Annotated in this window: 17 protein-coding genes and 1 riboswitch; of the genes, 12 read left to right on the forward strand and 5 right to left on the reverse strand. The window is 72.6% G+C overall.

Features of this window, described 5'->3' with window-relative positions; genetic code table 11:
- Window positions 1-155 precede the first annotated feature (155 nt).
- The gene (locus BJY16_RS19450; RefSeq protein ID WP_185040962.1) at window positions 156-1952 is read left to right on the forward strand and encodes a hypothetical protein; all 1797 of its coding nucleotides are present in this window, start codon (window positions 156-158) and stop codon (window positions 1950-1952) included.
- A 48-nt stretch (window positions 1953-2000) separates the two neighbouring features.
- Here the strand turns inward: BJY16_RS19450 and BJY16_RS19455 are convergent, their stop codons facing one another.
- Complete coding sequence (locus BJY16_RS19455) at window positions 2001-2708, reverse strand: alpha/beta hydrolase (protein WP_185040964.1); 708 nt, start codon at window positions 2706-2708, stop codon at window positions 2001-2003.
- A 52-nt stretch (window positions 2709-2760) separates the two neighbouring features.
- Here BJY16_RS19455 and BJY16_RS19460 point away from each other — a divergent pair, with 52 nt between their 5' ends.
- From BJY16_RS19460 to BJY16_RS19475, 4 genes are all read left to right on the forward strand, one after another.
- Window positions 2761-3927, forward strand: a complete 1167-nt coding sequence (locus BJY16_RS19460; RefSeq protein WP_185040970.1) for a sensor histidine kinase — start codon at window positions 2761-2763, stop codon at window positions 3925-3927.
- 7 nt (window positions 3928-3934) lie between these two features.
- A complete protein-coding gene (locus BJY16_RS19465; protein WP_239177552.1) occupies window positions 3935-5578 on the forward strand; it encodes a sensor histidine kinase in 1644 nt (547 codons plus the stop codon).
- A gap of 127 nt (window positions 5579-5705) precedes the next feature.
- Entirely contained in the window at window positions 5706-6926 is a 1221-nt protein-coding gene (locus BJY16_RS19470) for a putative hexosyltransferase (protein ID WP_185040972.1), read from the forward strand.
- Between the two features lie 309 nt (window positions 6927-7235).
- Window positions 7236-7997, forward strand: a complete 762-nt coding sequence (locus BJY16_RS19475; protein WP_185040974.1) for a class I SAM-dependent methyltransferase — start codon at window positions 7236-7238, stop codon at window positions 7995-7997.
- 105 nt (window positions 7998-8102) lie between these two features.
- Here the strand turns inward: BJY16_RS19475 and BJY16_RS19480 are convergent, their stop codons facing one another.
- Window positions 8103-9107, reverse strand: coding sequence for a hypothetical protein (locus BJY16_RS19480; RefSeq protein ID WP_185040976.1), 1005 nt, complete (start codon window positions 9105-9107; stop codon window positions 8103-8105).
- 37 nt (window positions 9108-9144) lie between these two features.
- Here BJY16_RS19480 and BJY16_RS19485 point away from each other — a divergent pair, with 37 nt between their 5' ends.
- Together BJY16_RS19485 and BJY16_RS19490 are read left to right on the forward strand one after the other, a co-directional pair.
- Entirely contained in the window at window positions 9145-9990 is an 846-nt protein-coding gene (locus BJY16_RS19485; RefSeq protein ID WP_239177553.1) for an aminoglycoside phosphotransferase family protein, read from the forward strand.
- 38 nt (window positions 9991-10028) lie between these two features.
- Entirely contained in the window at window positions 10029-10892 is an 864-nt protein-coding gene (locus BJY16_RS19490) for a class I SAM-dependent methyltransferase (protein ID WP_185040980.1), read from the forward strand.
- Window positions 10893-10963: 71 nt separating this feature from the next.
- On the opposite strand, the gene BJY16_RS19495 is transcribed toward BJY16_RS19490, so the two are convergent.
- Entirely contained in the window at window positions 10964-12556 is a 1593-nt protein-coding gene (locus BJY16_RS19495) for a glycoside hydrolase domain-containing protein (RefSeq protein ID WP_239177554.1), read from the reverse strand.
- Window positions 12557-12808: 252 nt separating this feature from the next.
- Between BJY16_RS19495 and BJY16_RS19500 the strand changes: the two genes are divergently transcribed.
- The gene (locus tag BJY16_RS19500) at window positions 12809-13132 is read left to right on the forward strand and encodes an STAS domain-containing protein (RefSeq protein WP_185040983.1); all 324 of its coding nucleotides are present in this window, start codon (window positions 12809-12811) and stop codon (window positions 13130-13132) included.
- A 76-nt stretch (window positions 13133-13208) separates the two neighbouring features.
- Window positions 13209-13808 carry an HDIG domain-containing metalloprotein gene (locus BJY16_RS19505; protein WP_185040985.1) on the forward strand — a complete coding sequence of 200 codons (600 nt, stop codon included), beginning with the start codon at window positions 13209-13211 and terminating at the stop codon, window positions 13806-13808.
- A gap of 31 nt (window positions 13809-13839) precedes the next feature.
- On the opposite strand, the gene BJY16_RS19510 is transcribed toward BJY16_RS19505, so the two are convergent.
- The gene (locus tag BJY16_RS19510; RefSeq protein ID WP_185040987.1) at window positions 13840-14982 is read right to left on the reverse strand and encodes a M20 family metallopeptidase; all 1143 of its coding nucleotides are present in this window, start codon (window positions 14980-14982) and stop codon (window positions 13840-13842) included.
- Window positions 14927-15721: a DUF1684 domain-containing protein gene (locus tag BJY16_RS19515; RefSeq protein WP_185040988.1), complete on the reverse strand. Its 795-nt coding sequence runs from the start codon at window positions 15719-15721 to the stop codon at window positions 14927-14929. Before BJY16_RS19515 ends, BJY16_RS19510 begins: the two co-directional genes overlap by 56 nt.
- A 39-nt stretch (window positions 15722-15760) precedes the next feature.
- A riboswitch (SAM riboswitch) is annotated at window positions 15761-15875 on the forward strand.
- Between the two features lie 33 nt (window positions 15876-15908).
- Here BJY16_RS19515 and BJY16_RS19520 point away from each other — a divergent pair.
- The 3 genes from BJY16_RS19520 to BJY16_RS19530 are packed head-to-tail and all read left to right on the forward strand — an operon-like array spanning window position 15909 to window position 21684.
- Complete coding sequence (locus tag BJY16_RS19520; protein ID WP_185040990.1) at window positions 15909-17135, forward strand: aminotransferase class V-fold PLP-dependent enzyme; 1227 nt, start codon at window positions 15909-15911, stop codon at window positions 17133-17135.
- 53 nt (window positions 17136-17188) lie between these two features.
- Window positions 17189-19423 (forward strand): putative bifunctional diguanylate cyclase/phosphodiesterase, encoded by a 2235-nt coding sequence (locus BJY16_RS19525; protein ID WP_239177555.1) that lies wholly within the window; start codon window positions 17189-17191, stop codon window positions 19421-19423.
- Between the two features lie 44 nt (window positions 19424-19467).
- Window positions 19468-21684 (forward strand): GH92 family glycosyl hydrolase, encoded by a 2217-nt coding sequence (locus BJY16_RS19530; RefSeq protein ID WP_203759068.1) that lies wholly within the window; start codon window positions 19468-19470, stop codon window positions 21682-21684.
- Window positions 21685-21691 lie beyond the last annotated feature (7 nt).

Raw genomic sequence — 21691 nt, forward strand, 5'->3', positions numbered from 1 at the left:
GAGCGGGGCATTTCGGCTGGTCACCCGCGGGGTGGGAAGGAACGCTCGGGTGGGTGTGTCGAAGATCTAACGCCCGCACTGTCGGGGCTGGACGGTGGATAGTGAACCCGCCCGGATGCTGATCATGGCGTCCACGGAGGGGGAGTGGACCACACATGCAGAGCACCGACTTGAACCCGCGCCGGATCGGGGCCGCGCTGGGTGCGGCGCTGTTGATGACCGTCGCCGGGTGCACCGGGGACGACGAGAAGCCGTTCGCGGGTGAGCTGGCGCCGCCCGGCGCGAGCTGGGAGCCGCTGGAGCCGGCCCAGCCGGACATCGCGGACGGCGGCGGCGCCGAGGTGCCGGACACCACCGATCAGGACCAGACCGACGCGACCAGCGGTGGCGGGAACGGCACGGCCGATGGCGGCGGCATCGGTACGGCGGCCGGCGACGGCCCGTCCGCGACGAACTCCGGTGGAACCCGGGCGCTGGGCCCGGCCGGTACGGTGGTCGCCACTCCCGGGACGGACCGCAAGGGTCTCGGGGTCGGCGGGGCGGTGGTCGACAACCCGCGCATGCTGATGCCGGCGGGTCCCGGTGTCGGTGGGCCCGGGCTCGGCGGTCACCACGCTGTCGAAGTGCCCATTGCTGGCGGTGCTGGTGGAACGAATCCCGCGGGTCCGGCAACGGCCGGCGCGGGAGCGGCCGGCGGGGGAGCGGCCGGTGCGGTGACGCCCGGCGCGGGAACAGCCGGCCAGGCCACCGGCCAAGGCGCGCCGGGCCAGGGATCCGGCCAGGGCACCGGTCCGGGCGCGACCGATCAGGGAGCCGGCCAGACCGGCCCGGGCGCCGGACAGAGCACCGCGGGCCAGGGCACGACCGGTGCGGGCGGCACGCAGGGAACCGGCCACGGCGCCACCGGGACGGACCAGCCCGGACCGCCCCCGGCCCAGGCCGGCGGCGGGCAGCCGCCCACCGTCGCCCAGCCGATCGTGGCCCACAACCCGCCGCCCGGCGAGCCGCCCTTCGTCGCCGACCCGGCCGACCGCCCGGCCGCCGGCCAGCAACCGGCGGTCCAGACCCACACCCAGACCCGCCCGATCCGGAAACCCGCGCAGGTCAAACGCCCGGCCACCGTGCACCGCCCGACCCGGCAGCGCCCGGCCTGGGTCCGCGACCTGGACGCCCCGATCTCGGCGAACCGGAACTGCGACACGTTCCACGGCGGGATCACCGACGTGACCCTGAGCCACGGCTGGCTGGACAACTCGCGGCTGTGCTTCGACACCGACCGCGGGGACCTGGACTCGCAGATCTACCTGCTCACCCACGCCGGCATGCCGATCGCCCTGCCGCGGTCGGACCCCTACGCCCGCTGGCACCGCCGCGACCACGTGCTGGCCCGGATCAACGATGACGCGTTCCCGTTCGGCGACGACGAGGGCGACTGGAACGGCGGGGACCGCTGGGACCAGGGCTTCGACGAGTGGAACGACCTCGACGACCTCGACGACCTGACCGACTTCGGCTTCGGCTTCGGCCGCAAGGCGAACCAGAGGCACGCGGCAAGCCAGAGGCACGCGGCAAGCCAGAGGGACGCGGCAAGCCAGAGGCACGCGGCAGGTCAGAGGGACGCGGCAGGTCAGAGGCACACGGCGGATCAGAGGCACTCGGCAGACCGCAGCGGAGCGGCGAGCCCGGGAGACACGGCGAGCTGGGAAGACACCGGAAGCCGGACCGGAAAGGCGAGCCGGGAAGACGCCGGAAGCAGGACCGGCGAAAGGAACTCGGAAGACAAGACGGGCTGGGAAGACGCGTCGAGCAGCGACGACGCGGGCACCTGGGAGAAGACAGCCGAGCAGGGGACCGACCTCAGCGACACCTACTCCGAGGAAGGCGAAACGCCCGACGAAACCGGCGTCGAAAGCGACTTCCAGGCCGAAATGATCGACCTCACCGGCGACTAGCCCGAGGGAGCGGCTGCCGCCCACGACCCCGGGCGGCAGCCGGCCCCGTCACGCCAGCGTCGCGAAGACCAGATCCATCGCCCGCACGACCGCCGCCCGCGACTCCTCGGTGTGGTCCACCACGTCGAACGAGTGATGCCCGCCCGGCACGTCCACGATCGCCAGGTTCGCCTTCCCGGCCGCCTCGACGAACGCCTCCACCGTCCCGGCGATCCCGGCGTCCTCCTGACCGACCCGGGTCAGCACGATCGGCAGCTCGCCGGCCTGCGCCACCGCCCCGATCGGGTCGAACCGCGGCTCCACCGGCCACCCCGGGAACGGCGCCAGCAGCGGATAGTTGAACGCCAGCGCGCGCAGCCAGGACGGCGGCTCGCGCAGCCAGTCGGCGGCGAGCAGGCTGCCGCCGGAGAAGAACCACAGCGCCAGCCGCGTCTCGTCCACCCGCTCGTCGCTGCGCAGGCTCTCCAGCGCCGCCTCCACCTGGGCGGCGCCCACCGCGTACTGATCAGGGCTGTCCATGTGGTGGTCGACCACCGCGCCCACCGCCCCGCGGCTCGCCGCGAGCGCGCCGTAACCCCGGAACATCGGCCAGTCGCGCTGCCCGGGCCGGACCTCGGCGGGCAGCGGGCCACCCGGCACGAAGAGGATGGCCGGGCGCGGGGCGGCGATGTCGTCGGGCAGATAGAGATCGAGCGCGTCGTGGCGCTCGGGGTCGTGGGCTTCGACTGGCAGAACGAACGGCTTCCGGAAGTCCATTGACCGACCTTAACGTCCTCAGCAACCGGGCGGAACGGACGAACAGGGAAGGGTGGAACAGGAGCGGCTTGCCGCGCTGCACGAGTACCGCCTGCGGGACACCCCGCCGGATCCGGAACTTCAGGCGGTGCTGCGGATCGCGGCCGAGGTCGCCGGCGTTGCCTCGGCCAGCCTGAACCTGATCGACGAACATCGCCAGGTGCAACTGACCGCGATCAACTCGGCGGCCTCCGACTGCTCCCGGGACGACTCGATGTGCGCGGTCAGCTTCCAGTCCGGCGCCGTCACGCACGTCCCGGACGCCCGGCTGGATCCGCGGTACCGGGACAACCCGTGGGTGACCGGACGGCTCGGGCGGATCCGGTTCTACGCCGCGGCCCCGCTGATCACCCCGGACGGGCACGCCCTGGGCACGCTCTGCGTCTTCGACACCGTGCCGCGCGAGCTGACCGCCACCCAGCTGGCCCAGCTCGCCGACCTGGCCGGGATCGTGGTCGCCTTCTTCGAACGGCGTCGGCAGGGCCGGGTCACCGCCGAGCTGGCCGCCGCCGTGCGGGCCAAGCAGCAGTGGACCGACACCCTGCTGGACACGGTCGACGCCGCGGTGATCGCCTGCGACGAGAACTACCGGGTGACGCTCTGGAACCGGGCGGCCCGGCAGATGCACGGGCAGAGCGGGGCCGGCGATCTGGCGCCGGTCGACGAGGCCGGCCGGTTCCGGCTGTTCGAGCCGGACGGGCGGACCCCGCTGCCGGAGAACGAGCTGCCGCTGCGCGCGGCGGTCCGCCAGGGTGTCACGGTCAGCGGCCGGGAACTGATGATCCGCCGCCCGGGCGGCGAGCCGGTGTACGTGCGGGTCAACGCCAGCCCGCTGCGCGGCCCGGACGGGCAGGCGGCCGGCGCCGTGATGGCGCAGATCGACATCACCGCCGAGCGCACCCGGCGGGAGCTGATCGAGCAGGCCCGGGAGCGGCTCGCCGAGGCGAACGCCGAGCTGGAACGCTCGAACGCGGACCTGACCAACTTCGCCGCCGCGGTCGGCCACGACCTGATCGCCCCGCTCTCCGCGGTCGGCGGCTTCCTGGAGCTGCTGGCGATGGACGGCTTCGAGGCGGCGGCTGCCGGATCGGCCGAGGTGGCCCGGATGCGGGACGTGATCGACGGCCTGCTGGCGGACGCGCTGGCGGCACGTTCAGGACCGGCCGCGGAAGGCCGATAGGGAAGAGGTGGGTCTCGTCACGGGTCTGGATGAGCGGGAGCAGCGGCGGCTCGCCGCGCTGCACGAGTACCGCCTGCTCGACTCGCCGGCCGGGGACGAGCTGGAGGCGGTCGTCCGGGTCGCCGCGACGGTGGCCGGGGTGCCGACCGCCACCCTCAACCTGATCGACGAGAACCGGCAGTGCCAGCTCACCACGGTCGGCTTCGAGGGCGGCGACTCGGCCCGCTCCGACTCGATGTGCGCCATCCGGTTCGAGACCGGCGAGTTCACCTATCTCCCGGACGCCAGCCTGGACCCGACCTTCCAGGTCAACCCGTGGGTGACCGGGCTCTACGCGAACGTCCGGCTGTACGCGTCGGCGCCGCTGATCACCCCGGACGGGTACGCGCTGGGCTCGCTCTGCGTCTTCCACGACCGGCCCGGGACGCTCACCGGCGAGCAGATCGCCCGGCTCAAGGACCTGGCCCAGGTGATCGTGGCGCTGTTCGAGCGCCGCCGGCAGGCCCGGCTGAACGGCGAGATCGCCGCGATCGCCGAGGCCCGGCAACGCTGGACCGACACCCTGCTGGACACCATCGACGTGGCGGTGGTCGCCTGCGACCAGGCCGGCCGGCTCACCCTGTTCAACCGGGCCGCCCGGGAGTGGCACGGCCTGGACGCCGACCCGGCGGTGGACCCGAGCCACTTCGCCGACCGCTACGCGCTGTTCGACTCCGACGGCGTCACCCCACTGCCGCCGGACCGGATCCCGCTGCTCCGGGCGCTGCGCGAGGGCACGGTCAGCCACGTCGAAATAATCATCCGGCCGGGGAACGGCGATCCACGGCACGTCAGCGTCAACGGCCGGGCGCTGATCGCGCCGGACGGCACCCCGCTCGGCGCGGTGATCGCGATGAACGACGTCACCACCGACCGGGCCCAGCAGCGGGTGATCGAGCAGGCCCGGTCCGAGCTGGCCGCGGCCAACGAGGAGCTGCGCCGGTCGAACACCGACCTGACCAACTTCGCCGGCGCGGTCAGCCACGACCTGGTCGCCCCGCTCGGCGCGGTCGGCGGCTACCTGGAGCTGCTCGAGGACGAGGTGGAGGGGCAGCCGCGGGCCTGGGTGGACGCCGCGTCCCGGGCGGTGACCCGGATGCGCGACCTGATCAGCTCGCTGCTCGGCTACGCCCGGGCGGGCAGCGCGCCGGTGCGGTGGATGACCGCGGACCTCGGCGACGTCTTCGCCAGCGTGGTCGCCGACCTGGGCGCCGAGATCAAGTCGGCGGAGGCCGAGGTGACCACGCAGGGACCGCTGCCGTCCGTCTCCTGCGACCCGGTGCTGGCCCGCCAGCTGCTGCAGAACCTGATCGCCAACGCGATCAAATACCGGCATCCGGACCGGCCGCCCCGGGTGCGGGTGTCCGCCCGGCACGAGGGCTCGTGCTGGGCGATCACGGTTGCCGACAACGGCCTGGGCATCCCGCCGGAGCAGCGCCAGCGGGTCTTCGACATGTTCACCCGCCTCGACGGCACGAAGGCTTCCGGTCACGGCATCGGCCTGTCCAGCTGCCTGCGGATCGTCGACCGGCACGGCGGCACGATCCGGGTGGCCGACAACGACGGTGGCGGAACCCGGGTGATCTTCACACTCCCGGACCAACCGGCCTGACCCGATCGGCTCCACCCGGCTCGGTCACCCGTTCAGGATCCCGCACCAGCTCTCTGACCAGGGCTGACGCGCTGGGTAGGCTCGCCCGGCCGTCGGTCGAGTCGCGCGGGAGCACAGCTTGTCAGTGGTGAAACTCAAGGAACGGCCGGTCACCGCCGACCTGAGCTGGATTCCGGCGCCGCGGTCCGGGGACGGCGACGTACCGTCAGCATCGGTCAGCTATCCGGCGGCGCACCGTCGGGTCGGTCTCCGGGCGGCCTGGCCGGCCCTGGCCGGCTATGCGCTGCTGCGGGCCGTCGGACTGGTCACGCTCTGGTACTTCGCCGCCGCGAAGCACCGCGGGATGGCGTTCATTCTCGGACGCTACGACGCCAACTGGTATGCCGGCATCGCCACCCGGGGCTACGACCCGGCCATCCCGCTGCACCCGGACGGCTCGCTCGCCACCACCAATGTGGCGTTCTTCCCGCTCTACCCCGGCCTGATCGCGCTCGCCGACCCGATCGTGCCGGGTGACGCGCACGCGGCCGGCATCGCCGTCGCCTGGCTGGCCGGCCTCGCCGCCGCCTGGGGCCTCTACGCGGTCGGCACCCACCTGCGCGGCCGCCGCACCGGCGTGCTGCTCGCCTCGCTCTGGGCGGTCGTCCCGCACGGCCTGGTCGAGTCGATGGGTTACACCGAGACGCTGTTCACCGCGCTCGCCGCCTGGTCGCTGTTCGCCGTGCTGCGCCGCCACTGGCTCACCGCCGGCCTGCTCTGCGCGCTGGCCGGCCTGACCCGCCCGACCGGCGCCGCCCTGGCCGCCGCGGTCGGGATCGCCGCGCTCGTCGCGGTCCTGCGCCGCCAGGACGGCTGGCGCCCCTGGGCGGCCGGCTCGATCGCGCCGCTCGGCTTCGCCGGATACATCGTCTGGGTAGGACATCGGCTGGGCCGCGCCGACGGCTATTTCCACGTCCAGAGGGACGCCTGGAAAATGAGCTACGACAACGGTTCCTACACCCTGTCCATGGCCCGCGATCTGCTCACGAAACCGTCCCAGCTGGCCTATGTGATGTGCACGCTGGTGCTGCTGGCCGCGATCGCCCTGTTCATCGCCCTCTCCGCGAACCGCCAAGCCTGGCCGCTGGCCGTCTATTCCCTGGTGGTCATCGCGATGGTCTTCTTCGGCGACGGCTATTTCCACGCCAAGGGCCGGCTGCTGATGCCCGCCTTCCCCTTGCTGCTGCCGATCGCCGCCGCCCTCGCGGCCGCCCACCGCCGCACGGTGATCGCGGCCCTGCTGTTCCTGACCGCGATCTCTACGACGTATGGGGTTTATCTCGCGCTTTACTGGACCCATTCGCCATAGGCGAGGACCGATTTGCTGTACGTTCGCGGCGGCCGCCCGTGCCCGCTCGGTTTCCGTCCGTGACCGTCTCCCGCGAGGTCGCGGAAACCTCTCGGCCGCGGCGCGCCTCCCGGTTGCAGGGTGCCTGCTGCGCGGCGCGCCTCCCGGTTGCGGCGTGGCCCCTGCGCGGCGGCGAGTTATCCACATCAGCCCGTCGTCCACAACGTCGCCTCCGGAGATCCCGCTCTCGCGCCACACTGTCTTCGGGGAGCCCCCCTGGGTGGGCGGGGACTGGAAAATGGCCGGACCTGGGGCTTGGATCGTGTCAGGATGCGTCGCGTGACGGAGCGGGCGTTGAGTTTCGGGGCGGTGGCGCAGAACTACGAGCGGTTTCGGCCGGGGTATCCGGCGGAGCTGTTCGAGCTGGTCGCGGGTTATGCCGGGCGGCCGCTGCGGACGGCGCTGGAGATCGGGGCGGGGACCGGGAAGGCGACTCGGCTCTTCGTGGCGCACGGGGTGCGGGTGACCGCGAGCGAGCCGGACGCGGAGATGCTTGCCGAGTTGCGGCGGCACCTGGACGTTCCGACCATGCGGGCGGCCTTCGAGGAGATCGGGCCGGGGCAGCGGTATGACCTGGTCTACGCGGCGGCCGCACTGCACTGGACCCGGCCGGGAGGGCGCTGGGCCCGGGTGGCCGGGCTGCTGGAGGCGGGTGGGGTGTTCGCCTCGTTCGGTGGGCCGTTCCAGCTGGCCGATCCGGAGGTCGAGCGGGCGGTCCGCGCGGCCCGTGCGCCCTTCCTGGAGAGCGACGAGTTCCCCTCGCCGGACGGCACACCGCCGGAGCACGCGATGCAGTGGCCGGGCACCGAGCTGCTCGCCTCGGACCTGTTCACCGACGTCCAGCAGCACCAATTGGAGCGGCGCCGCACGATGACCGCCGCCGACTACGTCGGCCACCTCGCCACGATCTCGGCCTATCTGGAGCTACCGCCCGAAGTGCGCGCGCAGGCCTTCGACGCCATCCTGCGGGTCCTGCCGGAGACCGTCGAGATATCCGCTGACCTCACGGCCCATCTCGCCCGCCGCCGCTGAGCCCACCGACGTGAGCCGGTCGGCTGGCTCGGTCGGGGTGGGCCGGTCAAGGTGGGGGGTCTGGTGAGGTCGGGCGGGTTGAGGGCGGACCGGTCGGGGGCTGGGTCAGCTGCGGGTGACTCCGGGCAGCAGACGCTCGAAGGCGGGCTCCGCCTCGGCCCAGGCCCGGAGTACTTCCGCGCGCCGGACCGGCAGGCGTCTCCGGGTCCCGGGGCGCGGCGCCCACGGCGGCGGGTTCCCGCAGCCCGACCACACCCCGACCTCGAAGATCAGGTCGTCGTCGGTGGCCTCCAGGGTGACCTCCAGGTAGTCGAAGGTGTCGCCGAGGATCAGCGGCCGCGGGGGCCGGCGGCCCGGACGCGCCGCCTCGGTGGCCAGCTCGCGCAGGTCGGCGACGTGTGGATGGAGCGCGGTCGTCGTCGCGTCGCCGAGGGCCTCGCCGCGGACGTACAGCTGGAAGGTGCCGAACCGGGGGTCGGCGTGGCCCGGGGTGAACTCCGCCCGGAACTCGCGGGCGTCGCCGCCGCCGGCCGTCCGCCCGGTCCGCAACTGGCGGTACCAGGTGAGCCGCCACGGGAAGGTGCTGGTGTCCGGCAGCCGGCGGAAGCCGGGACGCCAGGAGAGGACGCCGCACTCCGGGCAGGTGCCGTACGGCCGGGGTGTGCCGCAGGCCGGGCAGGTGGGCGCGGCGAAGTCCCCGGTGCGGTAGGCGGCGATCAGCCGCCCCACCACGACGCCCAGCCGCTCCCGGGGATGCTTCTCGTGGTCCGGGCAGCCGGCGAGCAGTTGCGGCACCAGCAGCCAGCGGTCGGCCGGGTCCCTCTCGTGACGCCCGGCCGCCTTCTCCCGGTGGCGGCGCGCCTCGAAGGCCCGCAGCTCGGCGAACCAGAGCGCCCGCGCCTCGGCCAGTTCCTCGACGGCCCGCCCGAGCGCGTCCGGGTCGTGGTCGACGTACGGTGACACCCCGGCGTTCAGCATCAGGTGGTGCCAGGTGGCGTGGAACCCGTACGGCGCGAAGCGCAGCACGCAGTCGCGCAGCAGCCACAGCCGCCACCGCGGCTCCAGATCCGGGTTACCGGCCCGGGCCGCCTGGGCAGGAAAGCTACTCATCGATGACATGATCGCAGGATCGAGCGGGGGAGCCACGGTGATCACTACCGAGTTGGTACGGGCGCTGGTGGACCGGCAGTTCCCGGAGTGGGCGGGGTTGCCGCTGCGGCGGGTCGAGCCGGCCGGGTCGGACCACGTGATCCACCGGCTCGGCGACGAGCTGGCGGTCCGGCTGCCCCGGCACGAGGGGGCGATCGGGCAGGCCGCCAAGGAGCTGGCCTGGCTGCCCCGGCTGGCCCCGCACCTGCCGATCGCGGTGCCGGAGCCGGTGGCGGTCGGCGAGCCGGACCTCGGCTACCCGTGGCGCTGGGCGGTGGCCCGCTGGCTGGACGGCCGGGTGGCGACGGTCGAGGCGTTCGGCGACTCGGTGCCGACCGCGGTGCGGCTGGCCGAGTTCCTCGCCGCGCTGCAGCGGCTGCCGCGGGACGGCGCGCCGTCCGGTGGTCAGTCGCTGGCCGGCCGGGACGCCGAGACGCGGGCCGCGATCGAGCGGGTCGGGGACGTCTTCGACGCGGCGGCGCTCGATCGGCTGTGGACGGCGGCGGTGGAGGCGCCGGCCTGGGACCGGCCGCCGGTCTGGTTCCACGGCGACTTCCACACCGGGAACCTGCTGACCGTGGGCGGAGAGGTCAGCGCGGTGATCGACTTCGGCGGGCTGGGGGCGGGTGACCCGGCGGTCGACCTGATGATGCCGTTCTCGCTGATGTCGGCGCGCAGCCGGGCCGCGTTCCGGGAGACGCTCGGGGTGGACGACGCGACCTGGGTGCGCGGGCGGGGCTGGGCGCTGACCGGCGCGCTGATCGCCTACACCGCCTACGCGGCGACCGACGCGCGGATCGCCGCCGCGACGACCCGGCAGATCGAGCAGGCCCTGATCGGCTGAGGTTGCCGGGTGGCCGCCGGGTTCCTAGCGTCGACCGGGTGACAGCGGATCTCTTCGATGCGGCAGCCATGTACGACGACGACTATCTGCACTTCTTCGCGCCGGCGCGAGAAAACGAGGCGCGGCGCGGGCAACGAAGCGAGGCGGGGAGCGGGCAAGGAAGTGAGGCGGGGAGCGGCCCCGCCACCCGGGTGACCCACGGCCCGGCGGTGCCGACGGCCTTCGGCGGCACCGCCACCGAGGACCTGCTGTGGCGGGTGCTCGGCCTGGAGCCCGGCATGCGGGTGCTGGACCTGGCCTGCGGGCACGGCACGCTGGCCAACGCCCTGGCCCGGCGTGGCTGCCGGGTGACCGGGCTGGACTTCTCCGAGGTGTTCCTGGACCGGGCCCGGGCCGACGCGGCGGCGGCCGGGGTCACGGTCGACTACGTCGCCGGGGACATGCGGGAGCTGCCGGCCGGCTGGACCGGGCGCTTCGACCGGGTGGTGAACTGGTCGACCGCGTTCGGCTACTTCGACGACGCCACGAACCGGCGGGTGCTCGACGAGATCGTCCGGGTGCTGCGGCCGGACGGGCGGCTCGCGATGGACCTGGACAACCTGGTCCGGTTCCTGACCTCGTGGACGCCGTCCCGGGTCACGGTGGCCCGGGACAACGGCGACAAGCTCGTCGACCAGCACCACTTCGATCCGCTGACCGCCCGGTTCCGGGTGCGGCGGACGATCATCCGGGACGGGCGGGTGCGCGAGCTGACCTTCCTGAAGCGACTGTTCGGCTTCCCGGAGCTGCGGGACTGGTGCGCCGCGGCCGGGTTCGGCGCGGTGACCGGGATCGGCGAGGACGGCGAGCCACTCGACGCCGGCCACCACCGGATGATCATCGTGGCCGCTCGGCGGGGCTGAGGGCGTACCGGAAACGCGTGATGGCGCCGGGATGAACCCGGCGCCATCGCAGCGGTCGTGCGGGACAGCGGTCAGAGCAGCGGCGAGCGGCCCTTGTAGCCGGTGGCGATCCGGACGCCGGCGGACAGGCCCTTGGGGTTGCCCCGGTAGAGGAACAGGTAACCGGTGCTGGACTGGACCGCGACCAGGTCGTTGTAGCCGTCCCGGTCGAAGTCGCCGACGCCGAGCAGGTCGCGCAGCCCGGACGCGGAGCCGAGCTTCAGCCGGGACTGGAAGCCGCCCGACTTGCCGCGGTAGAGGTACAGGTAACCGGACTTGATCTCCTTGACCACCAGGTCCTGGTACCCGTCCCGGTTGAAGTCGCCGATCCCGGCGAACTCGGTGCGGTCGTTCCAGTTGCCGTAGGCGACGGCCTTGCGGGTGCCGAACTTGGCGCCGCTCTTGCCCGGGTAGAGGTAGAGGTTGCCGTTGCTGATCTGCTGCGCGAGCAGATCCGGGTAACCGTCCCGGTTGAAGTCGCCGATCGAGGTGAACTCGCGCAGCTTGCGCTGGTCCTTGTAGAGCTGTTTGCGGGTGCCGAGCTTCCCGCTGCTCAGGCCCGGGTAGAAGTAGACCGCGCCGGACTTGCGGTTGCGGGCGATCAGGTCGGGCAGGCCGTCCCGGTTCAGGTCCATCCGGACCAGCTGGTCCATGCCGCCCTTGCTGCCGGCGATCAGCGCGCGCTGGTTCTCGGCGATGAAGGAGCCGTTGCCCGGGTAGGTGAACAGGTTGCCGGTGCTCTTGGTCAGCGCCACCACGTCGGACCAGCCGTTGCGGGTCCAGTCCGACTGCTTCGCCGGGGGCAGGATCCGGAAGTCCAGGTAGTCGGTGTCGATGTTGATCGACACGCCACCGTACGTCTCGATGTGCCCGCCCTGGTACTGCTTCATCCGCCTGCCCGGCGACCAGTAGCCGGCCGGGATCACCGGGTCGCTGACCGTGACCTTGTTGTCCCAGCGGGCGAAGTCGACGTAGTCGGGGCGGACGTACCCGGCCTTGTTGTAGACCGCGACCTGGTCGGCGATGCCGGATCCGGCGCTGCTGTAGTAGCCGGAGAGGTAGCCGAGGTCGTGCAGCCGGGCGCTCCACGCGCTCATGAAGGACAGCACGCCGGCCTTGCAGGCGGCGTTGTTGCTGTCGTAGGCCTCCATGTCGTAGATCAGCACGCTCTGCGGCGACAGCCCGAGGGCCCGCGCCTGGTTGACCGCGTCGGTCGCGGCGGCGGTGCCCTGGGACGCCGCGGCGGCGTTGTTGATCAGGCTTTTCTTGGCGACCTTGGTGCAGGTGGCCTGCGGACCCACGTAGATCGGGAACAGCTTCCAGCCGCGGTTGATCTGCTCGCGGACCCAGTCGGCGGTCAGGTTCGGCTGGGCGCAACCCCGGCTGACCCCGCCGATGTAGATGCCGGCCGCCCGGTACGGCGACGACTTCAACCAGGTCGCCATGGTGTCGCTGGACGGGGCGGTGCAGGCGTCGAAGCCGTACCCGGTGAAGTTGCCCGGCTGCGGCGGCAGTGCCGCCGCCGCGCCCGCGGTGTTCATGAACGCCAGCGGGGTGAGCGAGAGCAGCACGACAGCAGCGCCGACCAGGCGTTTGCGGTGCCGCTTCAGCCAGGGAACATTCATCCGGTGACGCCCGGGCTTGGGCGCATCGCTCATGGGGGACCTAACGTCGGCGACAGCGGAAACCTGAAGATCCAACCAGCTCTATCGACAAGATCCAAGGACCGTTCGGACGATCTTTTCCGGTACGAACGGGCCGCCTGTTCCGTTGATCATGTTGCTTCCCGTTCATCCAGCCGACACGATCCGTTGGTTCGCCGACGGGATGGTGTCCGGGAAGCTGAAACCGACGGAACGGTAAGGAAAGGCGACCCGATGCTCAGCTCGGTGCTGGAGGTCCGTACCGGTCCGGACGGCAGTGTGGTGATCCACCCGCACGGCTCGATCGGGGCCGACAAGGCGGTGGAGCTGCGCCAGTTGCTGGTGCACACGGTCCGCCGGGTCCGGCCGTTGCGGCTGATCGTCGACCTGGCCGACGCGCCGGAGCTCGACTCGATCAATCTCGGCTCGGTGGTGGCCGCCTGCGACCTCGGTGACGATCACCAGGTGGCGGTCTTCGTCGACAACGCGTCGGTGTCGCTGGCCGACAAGCTCACCGCGGCCGGGCTGCCGCGGCAGCGCGTCCGGGGGATCTGCTGAGCCCCGGCGTGCGGATTCAGGGTTCGCTCATGCCGAGTTGGGCTGTTGTTAACCATCCGGTGCCTACGATCCGCGGATGACGGCCACCAGCGTGCTCCTCTCGGCAATCCCGGACGCCGCCCCGGCGGGGCCGCTGACCGTCACGGCGCGACGGGTCGCCGAGTCACTGATCGGCGAGATGGGCAACCGCTGGCTGCACACCCAGGGCGTCGCCCGGCGGGCCGCCGAGCTGGCCGGCCCGCTCGGTGTCGACGCCGACCTGCTCACCGCGGCCGCCTGGCTGCACGACATCGGGTACGCCGAGGCCACCGTGGTCACCGGCTTCCACCCGCTCGACGGCGCCGACCACCTGACCCGCCGCGGCTGGCCGGTCCGGGTCGCCGGGCTGGTCGCCTACCACTCCGGCGCGCGTTTCGTCGCCGCCGCGCGCGGGCTCAGCGAGCTGCTCGCCGCCTATCCCGACGAACGCACCGTGCTGGCCGACGCCCTCACCTACGCCGACCAGACCGTCGGGCCGTCCGGGCTGCGGGTCGACCCGGCCGCGCGCTACGCCGAGGTGCTGCACCGCCACGGCCCCTGCTCGTGGAACGCCCTGGTCGACGCCGACCGCGGCCCCTATCTGCGGGCCATCGCGCACCGCGTCGAGCACCTCCTGGCCTTGCCGGCCGCGGCCTGACGGTCCGTTCCGGTTCGCCGGCCGGGGGCGGTCAGGGACGGAACGGGTCCGGTGCGGTCGGGGTGGGTGCGTCGCCCGTACGGAAAAGGGAATCTGATCGCAGGAACGCGTGCAGGGCGTCGTGGTAGGGACGCAGCGAGCTGATCTCCAGGTATTCCGACGGGCCGTGCTGGCCGTCGCCGGTCGGACCGAAGATGACCGCGTCGACGCCGAGCGGGAAATAGAACCGGCTGTCCGCCGCGCCGTGTTTGCGCAACAGCGATCCGGGCTGCCCGACGGTCCGCACCGCCTCCCGCAGCGCGCGCACCTCGACGCTCTCCGGATCGGCCCGGTGCGGCGTGCCCACCGCCTCCACCAGCACTTCCACGGCCGAGTCGGTGATCCGGCGCAGGTGCGCCTCGATCTGCTCCGGGGACCGGCCGGTGAGGTCCGGATCCTCCGGCGGATAGCGGATGTCGAGCCACGCGGTGGCATCGGCGGGCACCTGGTTGACCGCCTCGTTGGTGGTCTCGATCCGGGCCAGGTTGACCGTTGTCGCCCAGGCCTCGGCGGCCGGCAGCGGATAGCGGGCGAGCAGTTTCTCCACCGCGGCGATCAGCGTGAGCAGCGCGTTGGAACCCAGCCACGGATAGGCGGCGTGCGCGGCCTGACCGGGAGCGATCAGGCGCGCCCGGACCAGGCCCTTCGACTCGGTGACCACCCGCAGCCCGCTCTGCTCGCCGATGATCACGAAGTCGCCGCGGACGCCCGCCTCCAGCTGGTGCCCGGTGCCGTCGAAACCGCCCACCTCCTCGTCGGTGACCAGCTGCAGGGCGATCGGGAAGGGCAGCTCGCCGGCCAGTTCGCGGAAGACCGTGGCCAGCACCAGGGCGGCCGCCTTCATGTCGTGCGTGCCCCGGCCATAGAGCCGGTCGCCGTCCCGGTGCGGCCGGAACTGATCAGGGGTGCCGGGAACCACGTCGAGGTGGGCGTTGAGGATCACCCGGGGCCGGCCGGGCCGGTCCGCGAAGGTGACCAGGGCGCTCGGCTTGCCGCCGGACTCGAAGCGGCTGATCTCGAAACCGGGGCCGAGCAGGTCGAGCACCAGGCCGAGGGCCCGGTGCAGCTCACCCGGCCGGTCAGCGGTGGAATGGATGCCGATCAGCGCCTCCAGAGGCGCCAGCAGTTCCTCCATCCACCGAACCTAGTCGCTCACCGGCCTCGACCGGGACCGGCAACCGGTTCTCGGCCGGCGGCAGCGGGCAGGTGGCGAACTCGGTGTAGGCGCACGGCAGGTTCGTGGCCCGGTTGAAGTCGATGGTCACCGACCCGTCCGGCTCCGGCGCCGGGACGGTCAGGCTGCGGTTCGCCGGATAGGTGGTGATCCCCGAGGTGGCGTCGGTGAACAGCACGAACAGCGAGCCGGGCGTGCTCCCGTTGAACGCGGTCAGCGACAGGTCCCGGCCGCCGACGGTGAACTCGAGGCGGCCGGGGGACTCGTAGACGTGCTCCAGGCCCTCGACGACCGAGCCGACGGTCACCGGGCGAGGCTCGTCGAACGGGACGAAACGGCCCGGGACCGCCCACTTCTCGTCCGGGGCGTAGGCGGGGGTGCCCCGGTACTCCACCCGGGTCCGGTGTGCGGGATCGCGGGGTCGCAGCACGCCCTGACCGCCCCGCCAGGTCACCTCGATCTCCAGGTCGCCGTGCCGCAGCGTGGCGTCCTCGCCCGCCGGGAACCGCCGCTCGCCGGACTCCAGGGCCGCCACGATCGCGTCCGGCTCGGCGTGCCACTTGCCGGGCACCCCGGGGAACCGCTGCGGGGTCCCGGTCAGCCAGTGCAGCCCGGTGATCGCGAGGAATCCGTGCGGCGCGGCCCGTCGCCGCTCGTGCTCGTCGTGCCACCGCGCCCACTGCTCCGCAAAGCTGATCATGAGTGGCCACTCTAATCCGATGTGCTAGCTTCTCTGCCAGGTCATGAGTGTCAGCGACAAGCCCCGGCTCGCTGACCGGCAACCCTTCCGTCCGCGATGGGGTGCCCCGGGTGAGGACCGGGCCGGCGTCGACCGACGACGGCAAGCGCGGACCCGGTGGGGTCCCTGACCTCGGCGGAGGCATGCCATGTCGGCTCTCGACATCGTCGGCGACGACCTGAAGACCGAACTTCCCGGCGGCGAGACCGTGCGCTTCGCGCACCTGGACTACGCGGCGTCGGCGCCGTGCGCGGCGGCGGCCGCGGACGCGGTGGCCGAGCTGCTGCCGCGGTACGGCAGCGTGCACCGGGGGACCGGGGTGCGGTCGCAGACCTCGACGGTGGCCTACGAGGTGGCCCGGGACGTGGTGGCCGAGTTCGTCGGCGCCCGGCCCGGCGACCAGGTGATCTTCACGCGGAACACGACCGACTCGCTGAACCTGCTCGCCCGGGCGTTGCCGGCCGGCACCACCACGCTCCTGTTCGACGGGGAGCACCACGCGAACCTGCTGCCCTGGCCGAACCCGGTGCGGCTGCCCACCCCCACCTCCCCCTATTTCGCGATCAATGCCCTCAAGGCGGCGCTGCGCGACCTCCGGACGCCGGCGGTCCTGGCGATCACCGGTGCGAGCAACGTGACCGGCGAGATCTGGCCGGTCCGCGAGCTGGCCGACGTGGCGCACACCTACGGCGCCCGGGTGATCGTCGACGCCGCCCAGCTGGCTCCGCACGCCCCGCTCGACCTGGACGAGCTCGGCGCCGACTACCTGGCCTTCTCCGGGCACAAGCTGTACGCCCCGTTCGGCGCGGGCGTGCTGGCCGGCCGGTCGGACTGGCTGGACGCGGCCGACCCGTACCTGCGCGGTGGCGGCGCCAGCGCCACGGTCGGCTCCCTGCCCGGCGAGCTGACCTGGGCGGACGGGCCGGCCCGGCACGAGGGTGGCACGCCGAACCTGCTCGGGGCGGTGGCGCTGGCCGCGGTCTGCGGGGCGCTGCTGGTGGCCGATCGGGACGCGCTGCACCGGCGGGAGCAGGAGCTGCTGCGGCGGCTGCGGGACGGGGTGGGCTCGGTGGCCGGGGCCCGGGAGGTGAGCGTCTTCGGTCCGGCGCATCCGCGGGTGGGGATCGTGTCGCTCGCGCTGCCCGGTCATGATCCGGCGCAGGTGGCGCACCGGCTGGGACGGGAGCACGGTGTCGGCGTCCGGGCGGGGAAGTTCTGCGCGCATCCGCTGGTGCGGCGCTTGACCGGGAGCGACGCCATCAACGCCTGCGAGTCGGAGGAATCGGGCTTGTTGCGGGCCAGCTTCGGCCTCGGTAGCACGGTGCAGGACGTCGACCGCTTCGTCGGCGCGCTCGCCGAGGTGCTGCGCACCTGAGAAACTACCCGGGTCCTGCTGTCGCCATCGCGGAAACATCCGATAAGGCGAGGGTGACCTGGCTGCGATGGCTCCCCACCGGCGGCAAGCTGCGCGCCGAGGACTGGACGGCACGGCACCGCCTGCTGACCGTGATCCTCGCCGTGGTGGTGGTCGTGGTGACCGTCTTCGGCGTGCTCGGCCCGGGCGACGGCGTCACCCTGCTCGCCACCGACCTGCTGGTGCTGCCCTGCGTGGTGGCCGCCACCCTGCTGCCGCACCGCCGGCTGCGCTCGGTCTGCGTCGCGCTCGGCTTCACGGTGGCCTGCGCCGGGTTCGTCTCGCTCAGCAACGGCCTGACCGAGGCGCACTTCGCGTTCTTCGTCGCGGTCGCGGCGCTCGCCCTCTACCGGGACTGGGCGCCGTTCGGCGCCTTCCTGGTCGCCACCACCCTGCACCACGGCGTGTTCGGGGTGCTGATCGGCGGGCACACCTACGACCACAGCTCGGCCAAGGCGCACCCGCTGGTCTGGGCCGCGCTGCACGGTCTCGCGGTGCTGCTCGCCGCCGGCTTCCAGGTGGTGCAGTGGGGGCTGACCGAGGCCGAGGAGCGCCGCGCCCAGGACAACCTGGAGGAGAGCCAGGCCCAGCTCACCGTCGCCTTCGACGAGACGCCGGTGCCGATGGCCATGTTCGCCCCGGACGGGCTGGTGCTGCGCACCAACGCCGCCTACCGGCAGTGGTTGCGGTTGCCGGACGAGCTTCCGGCCGGATTGACGGTACGCGATCTGCCGCTCGTGCCCATCGGCGAAGCGAGCGCCTTCCCGGAGGCTGTGGTGTCCCGGGACCCGCTGACCTTGGTGCGGCAGTATCGGCGTACCGATGACGGGTCGTTGATCTGGGTCCAGGTGCACAGCACCCCGCTGCACGACAAGAAGGGCCGCCTGCGGTTCGTCTTCGCCCACTGCATGGACATCACCAACTCCCGGAACCACGAGGCCGAGCTGCGCCGCCAGGTCCGGCACGACTCACTCACCGGGCTGCTCTCCCGCAAGGCGTTCGAGCACGACCTGGCCGAGCTGCTGGCCGGCCGGGAGCCGGTCAGCGTGATCTACCTGGACGTGGACCGGTTCAAGTCGGTGAACGACGGCTCCGGCCACGCGGCCGGCGACGACGTGCTGCGCGCCCTGGCCGGCCGGCTGTCGTCGGTGGTGCCGCCCGGCGCGCTGCTGGCCCGGCTCGGCGGTGACGAGTTCGTCGCCGCGCTGACCGGCCCGCCTGCCCACGGGCTGCGCCTGGGCCAGGAGATCCTCGCCGCGATGGGCGAGCCGCTCGACGTGGCCGGCTGCCCGCTGCCGGTCTCGGTCAGCATCGGTGTGGCGTCCGAGCACGGCGCCGAGCACGCCGACGACGTGGTGCTGGCCGCGGACACCGCGATGTACGCGGCCAAGCGGGCCGGCGGCAACCGCATCGAGGTGTTCACCGAGGACATGCGGGTGTCGGTACACGAACGGCTGGCCGCCGAGGCGCGGCTGCGCGAGGCGCTGGCCGGGCACCTGCCGTGGACGCTGCCGCTCTGGTTCCAGCCGGTGGTCTCCACCGTCACCGGGCAGATCATCGGCGCCGAGGCGCTGGTCCGGATGCGCACCCCGGACGGGAAGATCCTCAGCCCGTACCACTTCATCGGGGCGGCCGAGGAGACCGGCATGATCGTGCCGCTCGGCCAGCACGTGCTGCGGTCCGCGGTCGAGCACCTGATCTACTGGTCCGGCCACCTGGGCTACGTGTCGGTCAACGTCAGCCCGCGCCAGCTCGCCGAGCCGGACTTCGTGCCGGCGCTGGCCGGTCTGCTCGCCGAGCACCCGGAGCTGGACCCGTCCCGGCTGGTCCTGGAGATCACCGAGACCGCGATGCTGGCCTCGACCGTCGACGTCAGCGAGCGGCTGGCGACGATCAAACGGCTCGGCGTACGGATCGCGCTGGACGACTTCGGCACCGGCTACAGCTCGCTCACCTGGCTCAAGTCGGTCCCGGCCGACGTGGTCAAGCTGGACCGCTCGTTCGTCGCCGGTCTCGCCGAGGACCAGCGCAAGTCGTCGATCATCTCGGCGGTGCTCTGGCTGGCCCGGTCGCTGGGCATGTCGACGATCGCCGAGGGGGTCGAGGAGCCGGCCGACTGGACCGCCCTGCAGGCCGCCGGCTGCCCGGCCGTCCAGGGCTATTTCTTCAGCCCGCCGCGCCCGCCGGAGGAGTTCCAGGAGATGTTGATCAACGGAGTGTGTGTCACCCCTCTGGCGCAGTTCACCTGAACGAAACCACAGGAGGGCCTCCGGCCGGTTAGAGTCCCGCCATCCTGGACAACGTTGATCCCTTCATCGGCACCGCGGCGACCGGCCTGCCCCGCGCACTCGGTCTGGCCGCCACCTGGTGGTGGCCCAAGCCGCAGGTGGGTAACACCCACCCGGGCGCGACCTCGCCGCTGGGCATGGTCTCGGCCTGCGCCTACTCCGGCGCCTACCCGACCGGTTACGGCCGGTACGCGAAGAACACCGAGGGCGTGCCCGAGGAGATGTTCACGCGGACCCAGGCCTCCGGCTTCACCCATTTCCAGCAGTCCGGCACCGGCGCGATCCGCAAGTACTACAACTACGTGCGGGTCACCCCGATGGTCCAGCCGCTCGACGACCTCGGTCAGTCCTGGGCGCTGCACGACGAGCGCGCCGAGCCCGGCTACTACGCCGCCAACCTGGACACCGGGGTGCGCAGCGAGATCACCGTGGGGGAGAAGGTCGCCGTCCACCGGTACACCTTCCCCGACCACCACAGCGCCCGGGTGGTCATCGACCTGAGCTGCGGCGGCCTCGCCATCGACCTGGGCCGGACCGTGCCGCTGCGCGCCCAGGTGGAGAGCATGGGGCACGGCTGCGCGCAGGGCACCGTGGTGATGGAGGGCGTGCCGCTCTCGGTCTACCTGGAGGCGGACACCCCCGGCTGGCGGCAGATGCTCTGGTACGACCGGCGGCTGATCCCGGGCGGCACCCGGCTCGACTTCGACAGCATCCGGCAGACCACGCTGCGCCCGTTCGGTCTGATCTTCCTGGGCTCGGTCCGGGCCGGGCAGACCATCGAGGTGCGGATGGGTTTCTCGCTGCGCGGCTGCGAGCAGGCCCGGCAGAACCTGCGCCGGGAGTGCGGCGCCGGCACGCCGGCCTTCGAGCAGGTCCGGGCCCGCACCCGGCACCGCTGGCGGGACCACCTGGACCGGGTGCAGATCGACGGCGGCAGCCCGGCCCGGCGCACGGTGATGGCGACCGCGCTCTACCACTCGCTGATCAAGCCGTGCTTCGCCGACGACGAGAGCCCGTTCTGGCCGAACTCCGGGCCGTACGCGTTCGACATCTGCACCATGTGGGACATCTACAAGACGCAGATCCCGCTGCTCCAGGCGATCGCCCCGGACCGGGCCATGGACCTGCTCGAATCGCTGATCCGGGTGTGCGAGGAGGAGGGCAACTTCCCGATCGGCTACCGGATGGCCCGCGGCGCCGACCGGTTCTTCCGGCAGGCGTCGGCGCTGGCGCACACCGCGATCGCCGACGCGCACGCGCTCGGCCGGAGCGGCGTCGACTGGGGCTGGGCGCTCGTGCACATGGTCGACGACCTGCGCCGGATGTACGGCGAGGACTTCTTCGAGCACGGCGTGGTGCACCCGATCACGCACACCCTGGACCTCGCGTACGCCCACCACTGCACCGCCAAGCTGGCTCGCGCGCTCAACGACCGGCGCCTCGCCGACGACCTGGAACGCCGCGGCCACCAGTGGGTGAACGCGTTCGACCCGGCCGGCGGGCTGCTCCGCGACTCGGAGTTCTACGAGGGCGGCAAGTGGAACTACTCGTTCCGGCTGCTGCACGACATGGCCGCCCGGATCGAGTTGTCCGGCGGCGACCGGGGCTTCATCGACACCCTGGACACCTTCTTCGGGTACGGCGCCGAGCCGGTCACCCAACCCGGAGTCAGCCCGCCGCCGGCCGAGATGGCCCTCGGGTACGCCCTGAACCGCTTCGAGGGGCTGAACAACGAGCCGGACATGGAGGCGCCCTGGGCCTACCACTACGCGGGCCGCCCGGACCGCACCGCCGAGATCGTTCACTCCGCACTGACCTGGCAGTTCGGCACCGGTCCCGGCGGCCTGCCGGGCAACGACGACTCCGGCGGCCTGAGCGCCTGGTACGTCTGGGCGTCGCTGGGCCTGTTCCCGGTCGCCGGGCAGAGCCTGTTCCTGGTGAACGCGCCGGCGTTCGCCCGGGCCGCGCTCCGGGTCGGCGACGAGGAGTTCGTCATCGAGACCAGCGGGCACCGGGAGACACCGATCGGGGTGGAGGGCCCCGACGCCGACCCACCCGCGCAGTATGTCCAGTCCGCCACCCTCAACGGCACACCCCTGCACGCGGCACACCTGTCCGCGATCGACGTGCACCGCGGGGGCCGGCTGCACCTGAAGCTCGGTCCCGAACCATCGGCGTGGGGCCACGGGATCCGCCCGCCGTCCCACTCCTTCCACCCCTGACCGTCAC

Origin of the sequence: Actinoplanes octamycinicus (assembly GCF_014205225.1) — a bacterium.
Classification (GTDB): domain Bacteria; phylum Actinomycetota; class Actinomycetes; order Mycobacteriales; family Micromonosporaceae; genus Actinoplanes; species Actinoplanes octamycinicus.